Consider the following 1,127-nt stretch of genomic DNA (forward strand, 5'->3'; position numbering starts at 1 on the left):
GGTCGATGCGAGCGGATAGAGTTCAGATCGATCCAGCCGGCGTGACGGCGGGAAAGTCCTTCTCGGGATCGAACACGTTATTGAAGAAGTTCGTCAGGGAGTACATGGCCACCAGCGCTACGATCTCCATGACGTTCGCATCTGTGTAGCCGGCATCGCGCACAGCTTTCAGATCGAGGTCACTGACCTGGCCGCGGGTCTCGATGACTTTGCGCGCAAACTGGAGGGCGGCGTCGCGCTTCGGGTCGCTGGCATGGCCCTTCCGAGCGAGAATGATTTCATCGGCCGACAGCTTGGCCATATGCTCGGCCGTAAAGCTGTGAACCGTCAGGCAGTAGTTGCAGCCATTCACTTCGGAGACCGCGAGGCCGATGCCGTCACGCGTCTTCACGTCGAGCGCCTTGCTCAAGGAGCCGAGCAGAGTGGCCCATGCGTTGAACGCGATCGGGCTTTGCGCGAAGCTCGCCATCATGTTGGGGGTGAACCCGATGTTCTTGGTGAACGCATCGAGAGTCGGTTTCGAATCGGCCGGTACCTGTTCCGGCTTTAGCACTACAGTTCTTGCCATCATGATTTCCTTAAATTACCGATTTAACTAATAGTCAAACGAGATCCAGCACATCGACCACCGGCAGGCGTGGCTTCTGTGCCCAGTTCCCCGAACGCTCCGCTCCTACGGACAACAGCATGACCGGCACTTCGTTCTCAGCCAGTCCGAACTCGCGGTGCACCGCTTCGGCGTCGAAGCCGATCATCGGTGTCGAACCCAGGCCCAGCGAGCGGGCTGCGTAGATAATCGCCGCTGCACCGAAGGTGCCGCTGCGTACGGCCTCGTCCCGCTGGCGCTGCGGGTACTCCAAATACAGACCGCGCGCGGGCTTCTCCCACTCCTGCACCATGCTTGCCGGCATGACGCCCGCTTCTACCAACGGAGCCAGGCGTTCCGGTATTACGCTGGAGTCGGCCAACTGACCGATGATGATGAGGGTAACGGCGGCTTCGGTGATCGGAGGCTGGTTCCAGGCGATCGGACTCAGCCGAGCTTTGGCTTCATGCGTACGTACGGCGATAAAGCGCCAGTTCTGCATGTGGAAGGATGTCGGCGCGCTGGTGCCGATTCGCACCAG

Annotated in this window: 2 protein-coding genes; both read right to left on the reverse strand. The window is 60.2% G+C overall.

Annotation, left to right across the window (positions count from 1 at the left end):
- Positions 1-22 precede the first annotated feature (22 nt).
- Positions 23-568: a carboxymuconolactone decarboxylase family protein gene (locus AC1DOX_RS30975; protein ID WP_477112537.1), complete on the reverse strand. Its 546-nt coding sequence runs from the start codon at positions 566-568 to the stop codon at positions 23-25.
- 34 nt (positions 569-602) lie between these two features.
- Positions 603-1,127, reverse strand: a 525-nt coding sequence (locus AC1DOX_RS30980) for a nitroreductase family protein (protein WP_477114099.1), incomplete at its 5' end; no start/stop codon positions are given.

This window comes from Cupriavidus sp. 01L415, from assembly GCF_056400065.1.

Excerpts from the sequence above, each read along its gene's own strand:
- AC1DOX_RS30975 (WP_477112537.1), bottom strand. The coding sequence starts at position 568 with ATGGCAAGAACTGTAGTGCTAAAGCCGGAACAGGTACCGGCCGATTCG.